The sequence below is a fragment of the Streptomyces sp. NPDC047081 genome, from assembly GCF_040643775.1.
Classification (GTDB): domain Bacteria; phylum Actinomycetota; class Actinomycetes; order Streptomycetales; family Streptomycetaceae; genus Streptomyces.
In genome coordinates, this window is record NZ_JBEYUY010000003.1 from 142,272 (window position 1) to 163,434 (window position 21,163).

Consider the following 21,163-nt stretch of genomic DNA (forward strand, 5'->3'; position numbering starts at 1 on the left):
GCATTACGATCCATTTACCGAGCGTTGATTCATCCCGCCGCTGCAAGCCGTGACCCACGGCCGCGACCCGAGCCCCGCCATCGACGGGGACCACCTGTTCCGCGACCGCGCCGCCCCGGAGGAGACGGGAAACATGTCAGCCTGCGCACCCAGCCGCGCCACCGACCCCACTCGGACCGAGCGCATGCACCAGCCCCACAGCCCGCCACCGGCCCCGCACCGCCGCTTCCGCATCGCGGGCGCCGATGTGTCGGCCTCCATCGCGGTCTTCCTGATCGCCCTGCCCCTGTCCCTCGGCATCGCCCTCGCCACCGGCGCCCCGCTCCAGGCCGGCCTCGTCGCCGCGGCCGTCGGCGGGCTCGTCGCCGGCCGGCTCGGCGGCTGCCCGCTCCAGGTCAGCGGCCCCGCTGCCGGCCTCACCGTCGTCACCGCCGACCTCATCCACCGCTACGGCTGGCGGACGACCTGCGCCATCACGGTCCTCGCCGGACTCGCCCAACTGGGGCTGGGCTGCCTGCGCGTGGCCCGCACCGCGCTCGCCGTCAGCCCCGCCATCGTGCACGGCATGCTCGCCGGCATCGGCGTCACCATCGCCGTCGCCCAGCTGCACATCGTCCTCGGCGGCACCCCGCAGAGCTCCGTCCTCGACAACCTCCGCGCGCTGCCCGCCCAGTTGGCGAACCTGCAGCCGGCCGCCGTGACCGTCAGCACGCTGACCCTGACCCTGCTGCTGCTCTGGCCGCGGATCCCCGGCCGGGCGGGACGCCTGCTGCGCAAGGTCCCGGCCGCGCTCGTCGCCGTCGCCGGTGCCACCGCGGCCGCCTCGCTCGCCGGGCTGACCGTGCCCAGGGTGGACCTGCCGTCCTGGAGCAGCCACGCCCTGGCCGGACTTCCCGAGGGCCCGGTGCTGGGCCTGACCGCCGCCGTCCTCACCATCACGCTGGTGTGCAGTGTGCAGTCACTGCTCGGCGCGGTCGCCGTCGACAAGCTGATCGCCGCCCGGCCCGGGCTGAGCACCCGCATCGGCCGCTCCGACCTCGACCGCGAACTGCTCGGCCAGGGCGCCGCCAACATCGTCTCCGGCGCGCTCGGCGGACTGCCGGTGGCCGGGGTCGCGGTGCGGAGTTCGGCGAATGTGAACGCGGGGGCGGTGAGCCGGAACTCCACGATGCTGCACGGCGTTCTCGTAGTAATCGCCGCGCTGCTGATGGTCCCGATCCTGGAGCTCATCCCGCTCGCCTCGCTCGCCGCCCTGGTGATGGCCGTCGGCATCCAGATGGTGTCCCTGCACCACATCCGCACGGTGACCCGCCACCGCGAGGTGCTGGTGTACGCCGTCACCACACTCGGCGTGGTGTTCCTCGGCGTCCTGGAGGGCGTGACGCTGGGGATCGCCGTGGCCGTCGCCGTCGCCATGAACCGCCTCGCCCGCACCCGTATCACGCACGACGAGAAGGAAGGAGTCCATCACGTACACGTCCGAGGCCAGTTGACGTTCCTCGCGGTGCCACGGCTCAGCCGGACCCTGCACCTCGTACCCCAAGGCGCCCACGCCGTCGTGGAGTTGGACGGTTCGTTCATGGACCACGCGGCGTACGAGTCACTGCAGGACTGGCAGAAGACGCACACCGCACAGGGTGGCTCCGCCGAACTGACCGGCCGCCGCGCCGGGGTGAGCACCGCAGAGCCCGCCTCACCGTCACCCGCCGGCTGCCGCTGCCACCCCTGGACACCCTGGCGCAACCACCAGTGCGGGCACCCGAGCTCCGCACCGCCGGCCGCCCATCCCGACACGCCGCAGGGGCCGAGCACCGACGGCTCCGACGGCTCCGACGGCACGACCGACAGCTCCCAGGGCTACGACGGTTCCGACGGCTCCGCCAACCCGGTCGGCACCGGCGGGCCCGGCAGCACCGGCGGCCCCGCCACGCCTGGCAGCCCCGGCAGCCCCGGCAGCCCCGCCACCCCCAGTGGCCCCGGCAGCCACCAACTGGCCCGCGGCATCAGCGCCTTCCAGCGCAACACCGCGCCACTCGTGCGGGGTGAGCTCGCCCGGCTGGCCCGGGAGGGGCAGCAGCCGTCGCAGCTCTTCCTCACCTGCGCGGACTCGCGGCTCGTCACGTCGATGATCACCTCCAGTGGTCCCGGCGACCTCTTCGTGGTGCGCAACGTGGGCAACCTCGTGCCGCTGCCCGGCGAGGAGAGCGGCGACGACTCGGTGGCGGCCGCGATCGAGTACGCCGTGGACGTGCTGCAGGTGCGGTCCATCACGGTGTGCGGGCACTCCGGGTGCGGAGCCATGCAGGCGCTGCTCAACTCCGATCCCGGCGGCCCCCGGACACCGCTCAAGCGGTGGCTGCGGCACGGGCTGCCGAGCCTGGAGCGCATGGCCGACGACGGTCGCCCGTGGACCCGGCTCGCGGGCCGCGCACCGGCCGACGCGGTCGAGCAGCTGTGCCTGACCAACGTGGTCCAGCAGCTGGAGCACCTGCGCGCCCACGAGTCGGTGGCGCGGGCCCTGCGGAAGGGGGCGCTGGAGCTGCACGGGATGTACTTCCACGTGGGCGAGGCACAGGCGTATCTGCTGGCCCAGGCGGACGAGGAGCAGGTGTTCGGCCATGTGGAGGCGGTGGAGCTGTCTCCCTGACCGGGTAACCCGGGTGCCGGGGCGGGTGTGAAGGGGATAACACTCCTGAACCCCGCCCGGGCTGTCCTCGTGGGTACGAATGACCCGGGCCACCGCGGTCGAAGCCGCCTGATCGGCCGAGCCGGTCGGGCACCCCGGTGACAGGCTGAACCGATAGGTCTAAACCAATTGTCGGGCGACCCTTGTCATCGGCCCCTCGGTTCTGATGAGCTGTGGCCTGGGACACAACGGACACCCTGGGAAAGGCAGATGCCGTGAGCAACGAGAGCCTGGCCAACCTGCTCAAGGAAGAGCGCAGGTTCGCACCCCCCGCCGACCTGGCCGCGCATGCCAACGTCACCGCGGAGGCGTATGAACAGGCCAAGGCTGACAGGCTCGGCTTCTGGGCCGAGCAGGCCCGCCGGCTGACCTGGGCCACCGAGCCCACCGAGACGCTGGACTGGTCGAACCCGCCGTTCGCCAAGTGGTTCAAGGACGGCGCGCTCAACGTCGCGTACAACTGCGTGGACCGGCACGTCGAGGCGGGCAACGGCGACCGGGTCGCGATCCACTTCGAGGGCGAGCCCGGCGACAGCCGTGCGATCACCTACGCCGAGCTGAAGGACGAGGTGTCCAAGGCCGCCAACGCGCTGCTGGAGCTCGGTGTTTCGAAGGGCGACCGGGTCGCCGTATACATGCCGATGATCCCGGAGACGGCGATCGCGATGCTGGCCTGCGCCCGCATCGGCGCCGCGCACTCGGTCGTCTTCGGCGGCTTCTCGGCCGACGCCCTCGCGACCCGTATCCAGGACGCCGACGCCAAGGTCGTCATCACCTCCGACGGCGGCTACCGGCGCGGCAAGCCCTCCGCGCTCAAGCCGGCCGTGGACGAGGCGATCGCCAAGGTCGACAACGTCGAGCACGTCCTCGTGGTGCGCCGTACCGGCCAGGAGGTCGCCTGGTCCGAGGGCCGGGACGTGTGGTGGGACGAGATCGTCGAGCGGCAGTCCGCCGAGCACACACCGGAGGCGTTCGAGGCGGAGCACCCGCTGTTCATCCTCTACACGTCCGGTACGACGGGGAAGCCCAAGGGCATCCTGCACACCTCCGGCGGCTACCTCACCCAGACCTCGTACACCCACCACGCCGTCTTCGACCTCAAGCCCGAGACGGACGTGTACTGGTGCACCGCCGACGTCGGCTGGGTCACCGGCCACTCGTACATCGTCTACGGGCCGCTGGCCAACGGCGCCACCCAGGTCATGTACGAGGGGACGCCGGACACCCCGCACCAGGGCCGGTTCTGGGAGATCGTGCAGAAGTACGGGGTGACGATCCTCTACACCGCGCCGACCGCGATCCGTACGTTCATGAAGTGGGGCGACGACATCCCCGCCAAGTTCGATCTCAGCAGCCTGCGGGTGCTGGGCTCGGTCGGTGAGCCGATCAACCCCGAGGCGTGGATCTGGTACCGCAAGCACATCGGCGCCGATGCCACGCCGATCGTGGACACCTGGTGGCAGACCGAGACCGGCGCCATGATGATCTCCCCGCTGCCCGGCGTCACCGCCACCAAGCCCGGCTCGGCGCAGACCCCGCTGCCCGGCATCTCGGCGACGGTCGTGGACGACGAGGCCAACGAGGTGCCCAACGGCGGTGGCGGCTACCTGGTGCTGACCGAGCCGTGGCCGTCCATGCTGCGCACCATCTGGGGCGACGACCAGCGCTTCCTCGACACGTACTGGTCCCGCTTCGAGGGCAAGTACTTCGCCGGTGACGGCGCCAAGAAGGACGACGACGGCGACATCTGGCTGCTCGGCCGGGTCGACGACGTCATGCTCGTATCCGGCCACAACATCTCCACGACGGAGGTGGAGTCGGCGCTGGTGTCCCACCCGTCCGTCGCCGAGGCCGCCGTCGTCGGCGCGGCCGACGAGACCACCGGGCAGGCGATCGTCGCCTTCGTCATCCTGCGCGGGACGGCGAACGCCGAGGACGAGGGCCTGGTCAACGACCTGCGCAACCACGTCGGCGCCACCCTCGGCCCGATCGCCAAGCCGAAGCGGATCCTGCCGGTGGCCGAGCTGCCGAAGACCCGTTCCGGCAAGATCATGCGCCGGCTGCTGCGCGACGTGGCCGAGAACCGCCAGCTCGGCGATGTGACGACGCTGACCGACTCGACGGTGATGGACCTCATCCAGGCGAAGCTGCCGGCGGCGCCGAGCGAGGACTGAGCAGCGAGGACCGACACTCCCTGACAGGGGCGTCCGGCGCGAAAAGCGCCGGGCGCCCCTTTTAGGTAAACTAAGCAAAACAGCGTGACCCTCAAGGTGTGCCGGGAAGTCTGGTCGGCGAACAGTTCCGCCCTGCCCATCCACCGGAGGTCTCCCCCATGCCCGCGCCCCCTCGCAAGGTCCTCGGACGGCTGTCCCTCCCCGAGCGGACCTTCGTCGCGGACGCCCTGCGCACCGAGACCGTCGGCGGTGTGCTGCTCCTCATAGCCGCCGTCACCGCGCTGATCTGGGCGAACATACCCGCACTACGCGACAGCTACGAGACCGTCAGCCACTACCACCTGGGCCCCGGGGCCCTCGGCCTGAACCTCTCCGTCGCGCACTGGGCCGCCGACGGCCTGCTCGCCGTCTTCTTCTTCGTCGCCGGCATCGAGCTCAAGCGCGAACTCGTCGCCGGCGACCTGCGCGACCCCAGGGCGGCCGCCCTGCCGGTCGTCGCGGCCCTGTGCGGCATGGCCGTACCGGCCCTCGTCTACACGCTCACCAACGTCACCGGCAGCGGCTCGCTCGGCGGCTGGGCCGTGCCGACCGCCACCGACATCGCCTTCGCACTCGCCGTGCTCGCGGTCATCGGGACGTCCCTGCCCAGCGCCCTGCGCGCCTTCCTGCTCACCCTCGCCGTCGTCGACGACCTCTTCGCGATCCTGATCATCGCGGTCTTCTTCACCAGCAGCATCGACTTCGCCGCGCTCGGCGGCGCCGTCGTGGGCCTCGCAGTCTTCTGGCTGCTGCTGAGGAAGGGCGTGCGCGGGTGGTACGTGTACGTCCCGCTCGCGCTCGTCATCTGGGCGCTGATGTACAACAGCGGAGTCCACGCCACCATCGCCGGCGTCGCGATGGGCCTGATGCTGCGCTGCCACCGCCACGAGGGCGAGGAGCACTCCCCCGGTGAGCAGATCGAGCATCTCGTACGGCCCCTGTCGGCGGGCCTCGCCGTGCCGCTGTTCGCGCTGTTCAGCGCGGGTGTCGTGGTCTCGGGCGGCGCGCTCGGCGATGTGTTCACCAGGCCGGAGACGCTGGGCGTGGTCCTCGGGCTCGTCGTCGGCAAGGCGGCCGGGATCTTCGGCGGGACCTGGCTGACGGCACGTTTCACCAGGGCGACGCTCAGCGAGGACCTGGAGTGGGCGGACGTGTTCGCGGTGGCGACCCTGGCCGGCATCGGCTTCACGGTGTCGCTGCTGATCGGCGAGCTCGCCTTCGACGGCGACGCGACGCTCACCGACGAGGTCAAGGCCGCCGTACTCGTGGGATCGCTCGTCGCGGCGACGTTGGCGACCGTGCTGCTGAAGATACGGAACGCCAAGTACCGCCGGCTGGTCGAGGCCGAGGAACGGGACGAGGACCTCGACGGCATCCCGGACATCTACGAACAGGACGATCCGGCGTACCACCTGAGGATGGCGGAGATCTACGAGAACAAGGCCGCCGAGCACCGCCGGATCGCCGGGATCAAGGAAGCCGAGCGACGCGCGCTTGCCGAAGTGACGGGCGGGGCAGGCGACGAGGACGGCCGTCCGGCATGATCTGACGGGACGGTACAAAAGAGTCGCTACATGAGCCGGACATAAAGAGATAGAGGGAGACCGCGATGAGCGCACCCGACGGCAGCCCGGTCGGCGCCGAACGCAGCATCGGCCAGCTGTTCGCCTCGGCGACGACCGAGATGTCCGCGCTGGTGCACGACGAGATCGCGCTGGCCAAGGCCCAGCTCAAGCAGGACGTCAAGCGCGGCGCGACCAGCGGCGGCGCGTTCACGGTGGCCGCCATGGTGCTGGTGTTCTCCCTGCCGATGCTCAACTTCGCGCTGGCGTACGGGATCCGCACCTGGAGCGACTGGAACCTCGCGATCTGCTTCCTGCTCTCCTTCGCGGCGAACGTGCTGGTCGCGGGCGTCCTCGCGTTGATCGGCGTGGTGTTCGCGAAGAAGGCCAAGAAGGGCCAGGGCCCGCAGAAGGTGGCCGCGTCCATGAAGGAGACGGCGAACGTCCTGCAGAAGGCCAAGCCGCACCCGCGCCCGGAGACGCCGGCCCTCGAGGACCGCGCCCCCGCGGCCATCGAAGCTGTGGGACGCTCGACCTCATGACGGATCCCGCCACACCTTCGGCGCAACCGGCCTCGCTCGTACGACCGGACACCCTTCCCGACGGTACGAAGCTGACGCACCGCGACGTCGCCGCCAACGGCGCGCGCTTCCACATCGCCGAGGCCGGTGACGGCCCGCTGGTGCTGCTGCTGCACGGCTTTCCGCAGTTCTGGTGGACCTGGCGGCACCAGCTGAGCACGCTGGCCGACGCGGGTTTCCGGGCCGTCGCCATGGACCTGCGAGGCGTCGGCGGCAGCGACCGCACCCCGCGCGGCTACGACCCCGTCAACCTCGCCCTCGACGTCACCGGCGTGATCCGCTCCCTCGGCGAGCCGGACGCCGCGCTGGTGGGCCACGACCTGGGCGGCTATCTGGCGTGGACGGCGGCCGTGATGCGCCCGAAGCTGGTACGACGGCTCGCGGTCGCCTCGATGCCGCATCCCCGGCGCTGGCGCTCGGCGATGCTCTCCGACGTCCGGCAGACCCGCGCGGGCTCCTACATCTGGGGCTTCCAGCGCCCCTGGATCCCCGAACGCCAGCTCACCGCCGACGACGGCGCGCTCGTCGCCGAGCTGATCCGGGACTGGTCCGGGCTGAACGCGCCGGACGACGAGGCGCTCACGACGTACCGCCGCGCGATGTGCATCCCGTCGACGGCGCACTGCTCGATCGAGCCGTACCGGTGGCTGGTGCGGTCGATGGCCCGGCCGGACGGCATCCAGTTCAACCGGCGCATGAAGCGCCCCCTCCGGGTCCCGACACTCCATCTGCACGGCTCGCTCGACCCCGTGATGCGGACGCGGAGCGCGGCCGGATCCGGCGAGTACGTCGAAGCGCCGTACCGCTGGCGGCTGTTCGACGGGCTCGGGCACTTCCCGCAGGAGGAGGATCCGGTCAGTTTTTCCACAGAACTGGTCAATTGGCTGAAAGACCCCGAACCCGATCGGTGACCGAGCCTGTGCGCCCGGTATCCGGACCTGAACATCTGTCCTACGAACAGCCAATTGCCCGGCGCATAGGCCAATTGGGGTCCACGGGGGTGGTTATCGACCATGGGGCAGGGGCAGACGTCGGGGTATGGGCTGGACGCACGACTACAGTGACGCAGCACGCACTCGCCGCTCGGCCAACGGGCTGAGCCCTCACCAGGGAGGCGCCCCGCAGCTGCCGGGCACGGACCTCCGGGTGGGCATTCCGCGCATCCTGCGCCGCCGGGCCCGCTGGGTCTCGGTGCGCCTGCGTCACCCTCGAGGCTGACGCCTACAGAGCGCAGCTGTCGCTGTCGACCTGCTCGTTCGCGGTACGTCCCTTGACGATGTCCTCCTGGATCTCGTCGGCGGTGAGCGCGTACCCGGTGTCGGCGTCGTCGAGGGACTTCGCGAAGACCACGCCGTACACCCTGCCCTCGGGGGTGAGCAGCGGGCCGCCGGAGTTGCCCTGGCGGACGGTGGCGTACAGCGAGTAGACGTCGCGGCGGACGGTGCCGCGGTGGTAGATGTCCGGGCCGTTGGCCGGGATGCGGCCACGCACGCGTGCGGCGCGGACGTCGTACGAGCCGTTCTCCGGGAAGCCCGCGATGATCGCGCCGTCGCCGCTCCTCGCGTCCGTGGTGGCGAACTTCAGCGCGGGCGCCCTGAGGTCGGGCACGTCGAGCACGGCGATGTCGCGGTGCCAGTCGTACAGGACGACCTTGGCGTCGTACTTGCGGCCCTCGCCGCCTATCTGGACGGTGGGCTCGTCGACACCGCCCACGACGTGCGCGTTGGTCATGACGCGGCGGTCGCCGAAGACGAAGCCGGAGCCCTCCAGGACCTTGCCGCAGCTCGTGGCGGTGCCCATGACCTTGACGATGGAGCTCTTCGCGCGCGTGGCGACCGGGCTGTTGGCGAGCGCCGGGTCAGGGGGCTGGACGTCGGTGATCGGCTCGTTCGAGAACGGGCTGAAGACCTGCGGGAAGCCGTTCTGCGCGAGGACCGAGGAGAAGTCCGCGAACCAGGTGTCGGCCTGGTCGGGCAGTGCGCGGGAGACGCCGAGCAGCACCTTGGAGCTGCGGACCTCCTTGCCGAGGGTCGGCAGGGTGGTGCCGGCCAGGGCGGAGCCGATCAGCCACGCGACGAGGAGCATCGCGACGACGTTGACGAGGGCGCCGCCGGTCGCGTCCAGGGCGCGGGCCGGGGACCAGGTGATGTACCGGCGCAGCTTGTTGCCGAGGTGGGTGGTCAGGGCCTGGCCGACGGAGGCGCAGACGATGACGATGACGACCGCGACGACGGCGGCGGTCGTGCTCACCTCGGAGTTGTCGGTCAGCGCGTCCCAGATGACGGGCAGCGTGTAGACCGCGACGAGGCCGCCGCCCAGAAAGCCGATCACCGACAGGATGCCGACGACGAAGCCCTGGCGATAGCCGACGATCGCGAACCACACGGCGGCGACCAGCAACAGGATGTCCAGCACGTTCACGGTGGACACCCTGTCATGACCGCCAGTCGAGCGGGACCTGCTTGTCGCGGTCCCAGGGGCGCTCCCAGCCCGAGTAGTGCAGCAGGCGGTCGATGATTCCGGCCGTGAAGCCCCAGACCAGGGCCGATTCGACCAGGAATGCCGGACCTCGGTGGCCGCTGGGGTGGACGGTGGTGGCGCGGTTGTCGGGGTTCGTGAGATCCGCCACGGGGACGGTGAACACCCGCGCCGTCTCGTTCGGGTCGACCACCCCGACCGGGCTCGGCTCGCGCCACCAGCCCATCACCGGGGTCACGACGAAGCCGCTGACCGGGATGTACAACCGCGGCAGCACACCGAAGAGCTGGACGCCGGACGGGTCGAGCCCGGTCTCCTCCTCGGCCTCGCGGAGAGCGGCCCGCAGCGGCCCGTCGGCCTTCGGGTCGCCGTCCTCGGGGTCGAGGGCACCACCGGGGAAGGAGGGCTGGCCCGCGTGCGAGCGCAGTGAGCCGGCCCGCTCCATGAGCAGCAGCTCGGGTCCGCGCTCGCCCTCGCCGAACAGCACGAGCACGGCGGACTGCCGGCCCGCCCCGTCCTCCGGCGGCAGGAACCGGCTCAGCTGCAGCGGCTCGACGGTCTCCACCGCCCGCACCACCGGGTCCAGCCACCCCGGCAGCCCGTCCTTGCTGAGCGTCACCGCCCCACCCTGTGTCTCACTCGCCCGCGTCATACCCACCCCCGTAGTCCTGCCCGGTACAACGCCGCGCAGTCCCTTGATCGTTCCAGCCGCCGCCCCTGAGATCGACCCCGAGACGGTCCCTGAGCCGACGTCCGGGTCCGCCCCGTCATCCGGCCCCCAGCGGCGGCGCCGCCTTGCCGCCCGCGTCCAGGTACGCCTGCGGGGGCTTCAGGCGCTGGCCCGGGAAGCCGCCCTTCTCGTACTTGAGGAGCTTCTTCGCCTTCTCGGGGTCCGTCTCCCCCTCGCCGTACGCCGGGCAGAGCGGGGCGATGGGACAAGCGCCGCACGCGGGCTTGCGGGCGTGGCAGATGCGGCGGCCGTGCCAGATCACGTGGTGCGAGAGGTCGGTCCAGTCGCTCTTGGGGAAGAGCGCTCCCACGGCGGCCTCGATCTTGTCCGGGTCGGTCTGGTCGGTCCACTGCCAGCGCTTCACCAGCCGCTGGAAGTGCGTGTCCACGGTGATGCCGGGGCGCCCGAACGCGTTCCCGAGCACGACGAACGCCGTCTTGCGGCCGACGCCGGGCAGCTTGACCAGGTCCTCCAGCCTGCCGGGCACCTCGCCGCCGAACTGCTCCACCAGGGCCTTCGACAGGCCTATCACCGACTTGGTCTTCGCCCGGAAGAAGCCGGTCGGACGCAGGATCTCCTCGACCTCCTCGGGGTTCGCCGCGGCCAGGTCCTCCGGTGTGGGGTACTTCGCGAAGAGGCCCGGTGTCGTCTGGTTGACCCTGAGGTCGGTGGTCTGCGCGGACAGCACCGTCGCGACCACGAGCTGGAAGGGGTTCTCGAAGTCCAGCTCCGGATGGGCGTACGGATACACCTCGGCGAGCTCGCGGTTGATACGCCGGGCCCGGCGGACGAGAGCGGTCTGCGACTCGCCCTTGGGCGGCTTGGCGACGGTCTTGGCGGCGGGCACGCCCTCGACGGCGGCCGAGGCCTTCTTGGGAGCGACGGTCGCCTTCTTGACGGCGGCGGACTTCTTCACGGCAGCCGTCTTCTTGGTGGCCGGGGCCTTCTTCGCGGTCGCGGACTTCTTCACAGCCGTCGGCTTTTTCACGCCCCCACCTGCCGTGGAGGCCTTCTTCGCCGCAGCCTTCTTTGTCGCTTTTGCCGGTTTCTTTCCGCCACCGGAGTCTTGTTCGCCCACAGCGGAATCACGACGTACAACCACCCGCCCAGCCCCCTTGGCCTGTGCTCTCACCGGCGATTTGGACACCCGGCCAGCCTAGAGCCCGGCACTGACATCCGCCCCGGACCCCGGAGATCAGCCCCCAATTGGACCCCTGCCGCTTACCTCGGGACACCTGTGCGGCATCCTTGTGACAGATCACACTGTTTGGACCGTCCGGCAAAATGGGGAGCACGGTCCCCTGGTACCAAGGGGGAGCAAGATCCCCTGAGCAGGTCGACAAGGAGAGAACTCGTGGACGACGTTCTGCGGCGGAACCCGCTCTTCGCGGCGCTCGACGACGAGCAGGCCGCGGAGCTCCGCGCCTCCATGAGTGAGGTGACCCTCGCGCGCGGCGACTCGCTCTTCCACGAGGGCGACCCCGGTGACCGCCTCTACGTGGTGACCGAGGGCAAGGTCAAGCTGCACCGCACCTCCCCCGACGGCCGGGAGAACATGCTCGCCGTCGTCGGCCCCAGCGAGCTGATCGGCGAGCTGTCGCTGTTCGACCCGGGTCCGCGGACGGCCACGGCCACCGCGCTGACCGAGGTCAAGCTGCTCGGTCTCGGCCACGGCGACCTGCAGCCCTGGCTGAGCGCGCGCCCCGAGGTCGCCGGCGCCCTGCTGCGCGCCGTCGCGCGCCGGCTGCGCAAGACCAACGACGCGATGTCCGACCTGGTCTTCTCCGACGTCCCCGGCCGTGTGGCGCGTGCCCTGCTGGACCTGTCCCGCCGCTTCGGCGTGCAGTCCGAGGAGGGCATCCACGTCGTGCACGACCTGACGCAGGAGGAGCTGGCCCAGCTGGTCGGCGCGTCCCGCGAGACGGTCAACAAGGCGCTGGCCGACTTCGCCCAGCGAGGCTGGCTGCGCCTGGAGGCGCGGGCCGTCATCCTCCTGGACGTCGAAAGGCTCGCCAAGCGTTCGCGTTGACGCCGTTGCGGGGCCCCGGCTGATGTAGTGGGCATATGGCCGAAAGCGTGTCGTCCTCCAGAGGTCTCGACCCCCAGGGCTACATCGAGCGAGAGGGCTCCCTCGCGCGCGTGCCGCGCGATTTCCGTCCGGTCGTCGCCGCGGCCCGCGACCGGCTGCTGGACGTCTTCGGGGCGCGGCTGCACAGCGCGTACCTCTACGGGTCGATTCCGCGCGGCACCACGCGCGTGGGGCGCAGCGACCTGGATCTGCTGGTCGCCCTGCGCGAGGACCCGGCCGAGGCGGACCGGGAGGCCGCGCGGGCCCTCGGAGAGGCCGTCGACAAGGAGTTCGCGCAGGTCGACGGCGTCGGCACGCTGCTCTACGGCCGGGCCCGGCTGCTGAGCGAGGCGGAGACGTACGACCTGGGCTGGTTCGTCGCCTGTATGTGCACGCCCCTGCTCGGGGAGGACCTCGCCGAGTACCTGCCCCGCTACCGGCCGGACTCCCTGCTCGCCCGCGAGACCAACGGCGACCTCGCGCTGCTGCTTCCCCGGTGGCGGCGGCGGATCGCGGACGCCGACGACACGGAGGCGGCCCGGCGGCCCCTCGTCCGCTTCATGTCCCGGCATCTCGTCCGCACCGGCTTCACTTTGGTCATGCCCCGCTGGAACGGTTGGACCAGCGACCTGGCGGAGATGGCCGAGGCCTTCGGCGCGTACTACCCGGAGCGGGCCGACCAGATGCGCGCGGCGGCCGTACGCGGCCAGGAGCCGGCCGGGGACGCCGCCGTACTGCGCTCCTACGTCGACGACCTCGGGCCGTGGCTCGCCGACGAGTACGCGCGCGTGCACGGCGTGAAGGCACCCAGGGCCGAGGGGCCGGCCTAGATCAGGCCGTGCTCCTCCAGGTAGTCCAGCTGTGCGCGCACCGACAGTTCCGCGGCCGGCCACAGGGAGCGGTCCACGTCCGCGTACACATGGGCGACGACCTGGGACGGCTCGCGGTAGCCGTCCTCGACGGCCGTCTCGACCTGGGCGAGGCGGTGGGCGCGGTGGGCGAGGTAGAACTCGACCGCGCCCTGGGCGTCCTCCAGGACCGGGCCGTGGCCGGGGAGCACCGTGTGGACGCCGTCGTCGACCGTGAGCGAGCGCAGGCGCCGTAGCGAGTCCAGGTAGTCGCCCAGGCGGCCGTCGGGGTGCGCCACGACCGTCGTGCCGCGGCCCAGGACGGTGTCGCCGGTGAGGACCGCCTGATCGGCCGGGAGATGGAAGCAGAGGGAGTCCGAGGTGTGGCCGGGGGTCGGTACGACCCTGAGCTCCAGGCCGCCGACCGCGACCACGTCTCCTGCGGCCAGCCCCTCGTCGCCCAGCCGCAGCGCCGGGTCCAGGGCCCGCACCTTGGTGCCGGTCAGCCCGGCGAAGCGCGCGGCGCCCTCCGCGTGGTCCGGGTGGCCGTGCGTCAGCAGGGTCAGGGCGATGCGCTTGCCCGCCTTCTCGGCGGTGTCGACGACGTTGCGCAGATGGCCCTCGTCCAGCGGACCGGGGTCGACCACGACGGCCAGCTCGGAGTCCGGCTCGGCGAGGATCCAGGTGTTCGTGCCGTCGAGCGTCATCGCCGAGGCGTTGGGCGCCAGTACGTTGACGGCCCGCGGGGTGGCGGGGCCGGTGAGGACCCCGCCGCGCGGCTGGCCGGGGAGGGCTGCGGCGTCGGTCATGCGAGGAAACCTTTCGGGGCGGCCGGAGCGGGGGTCACGCCGAGGCTCCACCGGTCGGGAGGTCGGTCGGGATGTGCTTGGTGAACTCGTCGTGGCCCGGCCAGGTCAGCACGATCTCGCCGTCCTCCAGACGCGCCTTCGCCAGTACGGCGGTCATGTCGCGGCCGGGAGCCGCGGCGAGCGCCTCGGCGGCCGTGCCGTACGGGATCAGCTGGCGCAGGGTCGCGATGGTGGGCGGCATCATCAGCAGCTCGCCCTTGTCGTAGCCGTCGGCGGCCTCCGCGGGCCGGGTCCACACAGTGCGGTCGGCCTCCGTGGAGGCGTTGCGGGTGCGCTGGCCGTGCGGGAGGGCGGCGACGAAGAAGAAGGTGTCGTAGCGCCGGGTCTCGAACTCTGGCGTGATCCAGCGGGTCCAGGCGCCCAGCAGGTCGGAGCGCAGGACCAGGCCGCGGCGGTCCAGGAACTCGGCGAAGGAGAACTCACGGGCGACCAGGGCCGCGCGGTCCGCCTCCCAGTCCTCACCCGTGGTGTCGCCGACCACGGAGTCGGCGGAGGGTCCGGCGAGCAGGACGCCCGCCTCCTCGTACGTCTCGCGCACGGCCGCGCAGACGATCGCCTGGGCGGCCGCCTGGTCCACGCCGAGGCGCTCGGCCCACCACGCGCGCGTGGGGCCCGTCCAGCGGATCTGGTGCTCGTCGTCGCGCGGGTCGACGCCGCCGCCCGGATACGCGTACGCGCCTCCGGCGAAGGCCATGGAGGCGCGTCTGCGCAGCATGTGGACGGCGGGGCCGGTGGCGGTGTCCTTCAGGAGCATGACGGTGGCCGCGCGCTTGGGGACGACCGGGGTGAGCGTGCCCTCGGCGAGCGCACGGATGCGTTCCGGCCAGTCCTGCGGAAACCACTGCCCATTCGCCATGGGCGGAGGCTATCCCGTGGTGCGCGAATGTTCGAGAGGTCCCCGAGGTCAGAGCGTCGGCCAGGGCCCGGCGGCTATGCCTCGGTGAGCTCGACCTGGATCTCGACCTCGACCGGCGCGTCCAGCGGCAGCACCGCGACGCCCACCGCGCTGCGCGCGTGCACGCCCTTGTCGCCGAGGACCTCGCCGAGCAGTTCGCTCGCGCCGTTGACCACTCCGGGCTGGCCGGTGAAGTCGGAGGCCGAGGCGACGAAGCCGACGACCTTCACCACGCGCGCGATGCGGTCCAGGTCGCCGGTGACCGACTTGACCGCGGCCAGGGCGTTCAGGGCGCAGGTGCGGGCCAGTTCCTTGGCCTCCTCCGGCGTGACCTCCGCGCCGACCTTGCCGGTGACGGGCAGCTTGCCCTCGACCATGGGGAGCTGGCCGGCCGTGTACACGTACGCGCCCGACTGCACGGCCGGCTGGTAGGCGGCGAGCGGCGGGACGACCTCGGGCAGCGTCAGGCCCAGCTCCGCGAGCCGCTCGTCGACGGCGCCCATTACGGCTTCTCCCGCTTCAGGTAGGCCACCAGCTGCTCCGGGTTGTTCGGCCCGGGCACGACCTGGACGAGCTCCCAGCCGTCCTCGCCCCAGGTGTCCAGAATCTGCTTCGTGGCGTGGACGAGCAGAGGCACGGTTGCGTATTCCCACTTGGTCATGTGGCCGACTTTAGCCGCTGGCCGTCCGCCATCCGTCGTCGAGTTATCCACAGGCTGTCGCGTGATCCGCACAGGGACTGGTTAGGCTCGAAGACGTGAGCAGGCTCCAGGTCGTCAGCGGCAAGGGCGGGACCGGAAAGACCACGGTCGCCGCCGCCCTCGCGCTGGCCCTCGCGACGGAGGGGAAGCGGACGCTTCTCGTCGAGGTCGAGGGCCGGCAGGGCATCGCGCAGCTCTTCGAAACGGAAGCGCTGCCCTACGAGGAGCGGAAGATCGCCGTCGCTCCAGGGGGCGGGGAGGTGTACGCCCTCGCCATCGACCCCGAACTGGCCCTTCTGGACTACCTCCAGATGTTCTACAAGCTCGGGGGCGCGGGCAGAGCCCTGAAGAAGCTCGGCGCGATCGACTTCGCCACCACCGTCGCGCCCGGCCTCAGGGACGTACTCCTGACCGGCAAGGCGTGCGAGGCGGTGCGCAGGAAGGACAAGGCAGGACGGTTCGCGTACGACTACGTCGTCATGGACGCGCCCCCGACGGGCCGCATCACCCGCTTCCTGAACGTGAACGACGAGGTGGCCGGCCTCGCGAAGATAGGGCCGATACACAATCAGGCGCAGGCCGTGATGCGGGTGCTGAAGTCCAAGGAGACGGCCGTGCACCTGGTCACGCTCCTGGAGGAGATGCCGGTCCAGGAGACCGCGGACGGCATCGCCGAACTGCGCGCGGCGAAGCTGCCGGTGGGCCGGATCGTGGTGAACATGGTCCGCCCCGAGGTGTTGGACGCGGCGGATCTGGAACTCGTACGGAGCGTGCCGCGTTCTTCTGTGGCGAAGGCACTGTCGACGGCGGGACTGGGCGGGGCGCGGCGGGGAGGGAACGCCGAGAAGCTGGTGGACCCCCTGCTGACCCAGGCCGAGGAGTACGCCGAGCGGTACGCGCTGGAGCACGAGCAGCGCGCGGTCCTCGGCGAGCAGGGCCTGCCGTTGCACGAACTGCCGCTGCTCGCCGAGGGAATGGACCTGGCGGGGCTGTACGAGCTGGCCACGGAGCTGCGCGAGCAGGGTCTGTCATGAGCCGGAGCACGAGTCGGAAGCAGGGGATGTCATGAGTCCGAACCCGGCCGCCACCCAGCACGGCATCTCCGCCACGCGCGTGCTCGACGTCGACCCGCTGATCGACGATCCGCAGACCCGGATCGTGGTGTGCTGCGGCTCGGGCGGGGTCGGCAAGACCACCACGGCCGCGGCGCTGGGCCTCAGGGCCGCCGAGCGCGGCCGGAAGGTCGTCGTGCTGACCATCGACCCGGCCCGCCGCCTGGCCCAGTCCATGGGCATCGACTCGCTCGACAACACCCCGCGCCGGGTGAAGGGCGTGGACGGCGACGGCGAACTGCACGCGATGATGCTCGACATGAAGCGCACCTTCGACGAGATCGTCGAGGCGCACGCGGACCGCGAGCGGGCGGCCGCGATCCTGTCGAACCCCTTCTACCAGTCGCTCTCGGCGGGCTTCGCGGGCACGCAGGAGTACATGGCGATGGAGAAGCTGGGCCAGCTGCGGGCCAAGGACGAGTGGGACCTGATCGTCGTGGACACCCCGCCGTCCCGCTCGGCGCTGGACTTCCTGGACGCGCCCAAGCGGCTCGGCTCGTTCCTGGACGGCCGGCTGATCCGGCTGCTGACCGCGCCGGCCAAGCTCGGCGGCCGCGCGGGGATGAAGTTCCTGAACGTCGGGATGTCGATGATGACCGGCACCCTCGGCAAGCTGCTGGGCGGCCAACTCCTCAAGGACGTCCAGACGTTCGTGGCCGCGATGGACACCACCTTCGGCGGGTTCCGCACGCGCGCGGACGCCACGTACAAGCTGCTTCAGGCGCCCGGGACGGCGTTCCTCGTGGTCGCGGCGCCGGAGCGGGACGCGCTGCGCGAGGCCGCGTACTTCGTGGAGCGGCTGGCGGCCGAGGACATGCCGCTGGCCGGACTGGTGCTCAACCGCGTCCACGGCAGCGGCGCCGACCGGCTGTCGGCCGAGCGTGCGCTCGCCGCCGCGGAGAGCCTCGTCGAACCCCGCGGGGAAAATCTTGCGGCGCCCCGCATTGTCGATCAGGACGGCGGGAAAGCTGGACTTCGTAACTCTCCCGACACGTACGGCAGTTCAGAATCTCCCGCATCCGAGCCCGCCGCGGCGCCCGCGGCCGACGGGCCTCCCGTGTCCGAGCCCCACTCCCCCGGGGCGGACCGGGACGTCGACCGGCTCGCCGCGGGCCTGCTGAGGCTGCACGCCGAGCGTATGCGGCTGCTCTCCCGCGAGCAGCGCACGCGCGACCGTTTCACGGCGCTCCACCCCGAGGTGGCGGTGGCCGAAGTGGCCGCGCTGCCCGGCGATGTGCACGACCTCGCGGGCCTCAGGGACATCGGCGACCGGCTCGCGGCCAACCGGCCGGAGCTGCCCGAGGTGCGTGTCTGAGGGACCCTGCCCAGAGGGTGCCCTCAGCTCACCGCCGCGTAGTTCTCGTACACCTGGTCGTCGTCGAGCGGCAGGATGCCCACACCGCGTTCGTACTCCACACGAGCCGTCTCGAGGAGCCGGCGCCAGGAGGTCACGGTGGGCCGCCTGCGCAGCAGTGCGCGGCGCTCCCGCTCCGTCATGCCTCCCCACACGCCGAACTCGACGCGGTTGTCGAGCGCGTCGGCCAGGCATTCGGTGCGTACCGGACATCCGGTGCACACCGCCTTGGCCCTGTTCTGCGCTGCTCCCTGAACGAACAGTTCATCCGGATCGGTAGTGCGGCAGGCGGCCTGCGCACTCCAGTCGGTTACCCAGCCCATACCGGCGCCGTCCTCTCCCGAATCGAGGCTCCCCCACGGCGGCAGCGGCATATTCACCGCCGCCAGTTGAGGACGTTACGGAAGGCGGGCACAGCGCAACACCCCCTTCGGGCCCAATCTTGAATGGCCCGAACGGACTATGCGTAAGCGGCAGATCACCCGGGGGAGTGAGCTGGCGACATGCGTGACCTTCCCGGCAAACCGGGACAGTTCCATGGAGTCACAACGGACACCGCCCGACACACAAGGCGGATTCGGACACACCCCCAACAAAAAAGTTGGGGAACCTCCGGAACGATTCGGGGTCGCCGGACGTATTGATACGTAGCCCTACTGCTGTGACAGTTGAGAGCAGCTTAGGCCAAGGCATATACGCGTGTCCGGCGAATGAGAACGTAGGCTGCCCTCATGCCAAAGAAGCGCTCGGGCGGTGGTCTGTCGCCAACGCAGCAGGCCGCCAAGTTCCTCGGTGTCAGTGTGCTCGCCGGTGCCGTCATGGCCGGCATCGCGCTGCCCGCCTTCGGCGCGCTCGGACTCGCGGCCAAGGGGTCGGTGGAGAGCTTCGACGAGCTCCCGGCCAACTTGAAGACTCCGCCGCTGAGTCAGCGCACCACGATCCTCGACGCCGACGGCGGCCAGATCGCCACGGTGTACTCGCGCGACCGCACGGTGGTCCCCCTCAAGGACATCTCGCCGTACATGCAGAAGGCGATCGTCGCGATCGAGGACTCGCGCTTCTACCAGCACGGCGCGATCGACCTGAAGGGCGTCCTGCGCGCCCTCAACAAGAACGCGCAGAGCGGCGGGGTGGCCCAGGGCGCCTCCACGCTCACCCAGCAGCTCGTGAAGAACGTGGCCATCGAGGAGGCCGGCGACGACCCGACGAAGGTCGCGCAGGCCACGCAGCAGACGATCGGCCGCAAGATAAAGGAGCTGAAGTACGCGATCCAGCTCGAGGAAGAGCTCGGCAAGAAGAAGATCCTCGAGAACTACCTGAACATCACGTTCTTCGGTGAGCAGGCCTACGGCGTCGAGGCCGCCGCCCAGCGCTACTTCTCCAAGCACGCCAAGGACCTGAACGTCCAGCAGGCGGCGCTGCTCGCGGGCATCGTCCAGTCGCCGACCCGGTACGACCCGGTCAACGACGCCACGGAGGCCACCAAGCGCCGTAACGTCGTGCTGCAGCGCATGGCCGACATGGGCGACATCTCGCAGGCGGAGGCCAACAAGGCCAAGAAGACCCCGCTGGGCCTCGACCCCAGCCAGCCGAAGAACGGCTGCATCACCGCGGTCAAGGGCGCCGGCTTCTTCTGCGACTACGTGCGCGAGGTCTTCCTGACCGACCCGATCTTCGGCAAGACCAGGGAAGCCCGGGCGAAGATCTGGAACCAGGGCGGTCTGACGATCCGTACGACCCTCGACCCGCAGGCGCAGGAGTCGGTCCAGACGTCCATCAAGGAGCACGTCTACAAGAGCGACCCGGTCGCCACCGCCGCCACCATCGTCGAGCCCGGCACCGGCAAGATCCTGGCGATGGGCCAGTCGCGGCCGTACGGCTTCGGCAAGCACGAGACGCAGATCAACCTGTCGGTCAACGCGGCCATGGGCGGCGGCGCGGGCTACCAGCCCGGTTCGACGTTCAAGCCGATCGTGGCCGCGGCCGCCATAGAGGGCGGCACGCCGGCGACACAGACGTACTCCTCGCCGTACGAGATGGACTACCCGGCGCCGGTCTCCGCCTGTGACGGCAGGACCTGGGACGAGAAGGGCGTCAAGCTCACCAACGAGAGCGAGTCGGAGCATGGCCCGTACTCGATGAAGGAAGCGACCGCCAAGTCGGTCAACACGTACTACGTGCAGCTGATCAGCGACATCGGCATCTGCCCGGTGACGACGATGGCGCAGAAGATGGGCGTCGAGCGGGCCGACGGCAAGAAGCTCCAGCAGGCGCCGTCCATCGCGCTCGGCACCCAGGAGATGTCCCCGCTGACGATGGCGAACGCGTACGCGACCTTCGCCTCGCGCGGCATGTACTGCACGCCGATCGCCATCGAGTCGATCACCCAGACCGTCGGGACCCAGAAGAAGTCCTTCGAGGTGCCCAAGTCGACCTGCTCGCGCGCGATGTCGGAGAAGACCGCCGACACGGTGACGACGCTGCTGAAGGGCGTGGTCGAGGACGGTACGGGTACCCAGGCCGGCCTGAGCGACCGTCCGAGCGCCGGTAAGACCGGTACGACGGACAACCGTTACGCCGCCTGGTTCGTCGGCTTCACGCCGAACATGGCGGGCGCGGTCTGGGTCGGCGACCCGGCCCACGAGCGCCAGATGAAGAACATCACCATCGGCGGCGTCTGGAACGAGAAGGTCTACGGCGGCCAGGTCCCCGGCCCGATCTGGCGCGACATGATGACCGGCGCGCTCGACGGCAAGCCGGTGGAGAGCTTCAACCTCGTCAACATCCCCGACGCCAACAAGGGCAAGGGGAACGGCAACGACGACGGGAACAACGGCGACAACGGCGGCACCACCGACCAGGGCCAGACCGACGGCGGCACCGACACGGGCGGCACCGACGGCGGCACCATCCCGACGCCCACGTTCTCCATCCCGGAAAACCTGTTCCAGGGCAACAGCAACGGGAACGGGAACAGCGGGGGACGCGGCTAGCCCGGACAGGGACCGCGCGGCTGACGCCGTGCACTGAACAGGCCGACGGCCCCTTTCTCCTCGTAGAGACTGCG

At 70.7% G+C, this 21,163-nt stretch carries 19 protein-coding genes; 11 read left to right on the forward strand and 8 right to left on the reverse strand.

The genetic code is table 11. The features are described from left to right. The first annotated feature begins 133 nt into the window (after nucleotides 1-133). From ABZ848_RS06365 to ABZ848_RS06390, 6 genes are all read left to right on the forward strand, one after another. A complete protein-coding gene (locus ABZ848_RS06365) occupies nucleotides 134-2,647 on the forward strand; it encodes a SulP family inorganic anion transporter (protein ID WP_360827149.1) in 2,514 nt (837 codons plus the stop codon). A gap of 212 nt (nucleotides 2,648-2,859) precedes the next feature. After that, complete coding sequence (gene acs / locus ABZ848_RS06370; protein WP_360826187.1) at nucleotides 2,860-4,860, forward strand: acetate--CoA ligase; 2,001 nt, start codon at nucleotides 2,860-2,862, stop codon at nucleotides 4,858-4,860. 158 nt (nucleotides 4,861-5,018) lie between these two features. After that, the gene (nhaA, locus tag ABZ848_RS06375; RefSeq protein WP_360826190.1) at nucleotides 5,019-6,443 is read left to right on the forward strand and encodes a Na+/H+ antiporter NhaA; all 1,425 of its coding nucleotides are present in this window, start codon (nucleotides 5,019-5,021) and stop codon (nucleotides 6,441-6,443) included. 65 nt (nucleotides 6,444-6,508) lie between these two features. Further along, nucleotides 6,509-7,003 (forward strand): phage holin family protein, encoded by a 495-nt coding sequence (locus tag ABZ848_RS06380; RefSeq protein ID WP_360826193.1) that lies wholly within the window; start codon nucleotides 6,509-6,511, stop codon nucleotides 7,001-7,003. After that, complete coding sequence (locus ABZ848_RS06385; RefSeq protein ID WP_360826196.1) at nucleotides 7,000-7,953, forward strand: alpha/beta hydrolase; 954 nt, start codon at nucleotides 7,000-7,002, stop codon at nucleotides 7,951-7,953. The genes ABZ848_RS06380 and ABZ848_RS06385 overlap by 4 nt, the downstream gene beginning before the upstream one ends. 127 nt (nucleotides 7,954-8,080) lie before the next feature. Further along, a complete protein-coding gene (locus ABZ848_RS06390) occupies nucleotides 8,081-8,260 on the forward strand; it encodes a hypothetical protein (RefSeq protein ID WP_360826199.1) in 180 nt (59 codons plus the stop codon). A gap of 3 nt (nucleotides 8,261-8,263) precedes the next feature. On the opposite strand, the gene ABZ848_RS06395 is transcribed toward ABZ848_RS06390, so the two are convergent. The 3 genes from ABZ848_RS06395 to nth all read right to left on the reverse strand — a co-directional run bounded on the left by ABZ848_RS06395 (nucleotide 8,264) and on the right by nth (nucleotide 11,238). Beyond that, entirely contained in the window at nucleotides 8,264-9,463 is a 1,200-nt protein-coding gene (locus ABZ848_RS06395) for a MarP family serine protease (RefSeq protein ID WP_360826202.1), read from the reverse strand. A 13-nt stretch (nucleotides 9,464-9,476) separates the two neighbouring features. Continuing rightward, nucleotides 9,477-10,172, reverse strand: coding sequence for a CoA pyrophosphatase (locus ABZ848_RS06400; protein ID WP_360826205.1), 696 nt, complete (start codon nucleotides 10,170-10,172; stop codon nucleotides 9,477-9,479). Nucleotides 10,173-10,287: 115 nt separating this feature from the next. Further along, complete coding sequence (gene nth, locus ABZ848_RS06405) at nucleotides 10,288-11,238, reverse strand: endonuclease III (protein ID WP_360826208.1); 951 nt, start codon at nucleotides 11,236-11,238, stop codon at nucleotides 10,288-10,290. A gap of 366 nt (nucleotides 11,239-11,604) precedes the next feature. On the opposite strand from nth, the gene ABZ848_RS06410 reads away from it, so the two are divergent. After that, nucleotides 11,605-12,279, forward strand: coding sequence for a Crp/Fnr family transcriptional regulator (locus tag ABZ848_RS06410; protein WP_115906767.1), 675 nt, complete (start codon nucleotides 11,605-11,607; stop codon nucleotides 12,277-12,279). A gap of 35 nt (nucleotides 12,280-12,314) precedes the next feature. After that, nucleotides 12,315-13,148: a nucleotidyltransferase domain-containing protein gene (locus tag ABZ848_RS06415; RefSeq protein WP_360826213.1), complete on the forward strand. Its 834-nt coding sequence runs from the start codon at nucleotides 12,315-12,317 to the stop codon at nucleotides 13,146-13,148. On the opposite strand, the gene ABZ848_RS06420 is transcribed toward ABZ848_RS06415, so the two are convergent. From ABZ848_RS06420 to ABZ848_RS06435, 4 genes are all read right to left on the reverse strand, one after another. Continuing rightward, complete coding sequence (locus ABZ848_RS06420; protein ID WP_360826216.1) at nucleotides 13,145-13,975, reverse strand: MBL fold metallo-hydrolase; 831 nt, start codon at nucleotides 13,973-13,975, stop codon at nucleotides 13,145-13,147. The two genes, ABZ848_RS06415 and ABZ848_RS06420, sit on opposite strands and share 4 nt — an antisense overlap. A gap of 34 nt (nucleotides 13,976-14,009) precedes the next feature. Continuing rightward, nucleotides 14,010-14,891 carry an NUDIX hydrolase gene (locus ABZ848_RS06425; protein ID WP_360826219.1) on the reverse strand — a complete coding sequence of 294 codons (882 nt, stop codon included), beginning with the start codon at nucleotides 14,889-14,891 and terminating at the stop codon, nucleotides 14,010-14,012. Nucleotides 14,892-14,965: 74 nt separating this feature from the next. Continuing rightward, nucleotides 14,966-15,433 (reverse strand): RidA family protein, encoded by a 468-nt coding sequence (locus tag ABZ848_RS06430; RefSeq protein WP_360826221.1) that lies wholly within the window; start codon nucleotides 15,431-15,433, stop codon nucleotides 14,966-14,968. Beyond that, on the reverse strand, nucleotides 15,433-15,591 hold the full coding sequence (locus ABZ848_RS06435) for a DUF4177 domain-containing protein (RefSeq protein ID WP_019992579.1): 159 nt from the start codon (nucleotides 15,589-15,591) through the stop codon (nucleotides 15,433-15,435). The genes ABZ848_RS06430 and ABZ848_RS06435 overlap by 1 nt, the downstream gene beginning before the upstream one ends. Nucleotides 15,592-15,686: 95 nt before the next feature. On the opposite strand from ABZ848_RS06435, the gene ABZ848_RS06440 reads away from it, so the two are divergent. Then, entirely contained in the window at nucleotides 15,687-16,664 is a 978-nt protein-coding gene (locus ABZ848_RS06440; protein WP_360826224.1) for an ArsA-related P-loop ATPase, read from the forward strand. Nucleotides 16,665-16,695: 31 nt separating this feature from the next. Beyond that, on the forward strand, nucleotides 16,696-18,057 hold the full coding sequence (locus ABZ848_RS06445; RefSeq protein WP_360826227.1) for an ArsA family ATPase: 1,362 nt from the start codon (nucleotides 16,696-16,698) through the stop codon (nucleotides 18,055-18,057). A gap of 23 nt (nucleotides 18,058-18,080) precedes the next feature. Here the strand turns inward: ABZ848_RS06445 and wblA are convergent, their stop codons facing one another. Continuing rightward, nucleotides 18,081-18,419, reverse strand: coding sequence for a transcriptional regulator WblA (gene wblA / locus ABZ848_RS06450; protein WP_242777617.1), 339 nt, complete (start codon nucleotides 18,417-18,419; stop codon nucleotides 18,081-18,083). Between the two features lie 408 nt (nucleotides 18,420-18,827). Between wblA and ABZ848_RS06455 the strand changes: the two genes are divergently transcribed. Then, the gene (locus ABZ848_RS06455; RefSeq protein ID WP_360826230.1) at nucleotides 18,828-21,089 is read left to right on the forward strand and encodes a transglycosylase domain-containing protein; all 2,262 of its coding nucleotides are present in this window, start codon (nucleotides 18,828-18,830) and stop codon (nucleotides 21,087-21,089) included. Nucleotides 21,090-21,163 lie beyond the last annotated feature (74 nt).

What these genes read in the sequence shown, in the direction of transcription:
- ABZ848_RS06365 (WP_360827149.1), top strand. Translation starts at nt 134, where the DNA reads ATGTCAGCCTGCGCACCCAGCCGCGCCACCGACCCCACTCGGACCGAG.
- nhaA (WP_360826190.1), top strand. Translation starts at nt 5,019, where the DNA reads ATGCCCGCGCCCCCTCGCAAGGTCCTCGGACGGCTGTCCCTCCCCGAG.
- ABZ848_RS06380 (WP_360826193.1), top strand. Translation starts at nt 6,509, where the DNA reads ATGAGCGCACCCGACGGCAGCCCGGTCGGCGCCGAACGCAGCATCGGC.
- ABZ848_RS06385 (WP_360826196.1), top strand. Translation starts at nt 7,000, where the DNA reads ATGACGGATCCCGCCACACCTTCGGCGCAACCGGCCTCGCTCGTACGA.
- ABZ848_RS06390 (WP_360826199.1), top strand. Translation starts at nt 8,081, where the DNA reads ATGGGCTGGACGCACGACTACAGTGACGCAGCACGCACTCGCCGCTCG.
- ABZ848_RS06400 (WP_360826205.1), bottom strand. Translation starts at nt 10,172, where the DNA reads ATGACGCGGGCGAGTGAGACACAGGGTGGGGCGGTGACGCTCAGCAAG.
- ABZ848_RS06415 (WP_360826213.1), top strand. Translation starts at nt 12,315, where the DNA reads ATGGCCGAAAGCGTGTCGTCCTCCAGAGGTCTCGACCCCCAGGGCTAC.
- ABZ848_RS06420 (WP_360826216.1), bottom strand. Translation starts at nt 13,975, where the DNA reads ATGACCGACGCCGCAGCCCTCCCCGGCCAGCCGCGCGGCGGGGTCCTC.
- ABZ848_RS06425 (WP_360826219.1), bottom strand. Translation starts at nt 14,891, where the DNA reads ATGGCGAATGGGCAGTGGTTTCCGCAGGACTGGCCGGAACGCATCCGT.
- ABZ848_RS06430 (WP_360826221.1), bottom strand. Translation starts at nt 15,433, where the DNA reads ATGGGCGCCGTCGACGAGCGGCTCGCGGAGCTGGGCCTGACGCTGCCC.
- ABZ848_RS06435 (WP_019992579.1), bottom strand. Translation starts at nt 15,591, where the DNA reads ATGACCAAGTGGGAATACGCAACCGTGCCTCTGCTCGTCCACGCCACG.
- ABZ848_RS06445 (WP_360826227.1), top strand. Translation starts at nt 16,696, where the DNA reads ATGAGTCCGAACCCGGCCGCCACCCAGCACGGCATCTCCGCCACGCGC.
- wblA (WP_242777617.1), bottom strand. Translation starts at nt 18,419, where the DNA reads ATGGGCTGGGTAACCGACTGGAGTGCGCAGGCCGCCTGCCGCACTACC.
- ABZ848_RS06455 (WP_360826230.1), top strand. Translation starts at nt 18,828, where the DNA reads ATGCCAAAGAAGCGCTCGGGCGGTGGTCTGTCGCCAACGCAGCAGGCC.